Below are 332 nucleotides of genomic sequence, written 5' to 3' on the forward strand. Positions count from 1 at the left end.
GCTAAGTGAAGCTTAAATCCTGCATCCATTAATGCATCAACTAACCAATACCAATTAAATGTTGATTCAACAACAAGTCCTGCTAGCTTGTCTTTATACGGGGCTAAAAAAGATAAAATGACAGAGATGTCATTATTTAAACGCTTGCAGCTAAGCGTTTCACCTTGTTCATTAATGATAGCAATAACACAATTATTTGAATGCAAGTCAATTCCACCATATAGTTTCATACTAAGTTCCTCGAGGTACAGTTTATGTTTTGGTCAACACAACTGTATCGAAAAACTCGAGGAACTTTCTATATGATTATCAAATCTTGACTTCATACATCA

At 34.0% G+C, this 332-nt stretch carries 1 pseudogene; it reads right to left on the reverse strand.

The features are described 5' to 3' along the window. Window positions 1-230: pseudogene (locus NRL14_RS20850) on the reverse strand (IS110 family transposase); the annotation flags it as partial. Window positions 231-332 lie beyond the last annotated feature (102 nt).

The sequence above is a fragment of the Pseudoalteromonas sp. 20-92 genome, assembly GCF_030847595.1.
Classification (GTDB): domain Bacteria; phylum Pseudomonadota; class Gammaproteobacteria; order Enterobacterales; family Alteromonadaceae; genus Pseudoalteromonas; species Pseudoalteromonas fuliginea.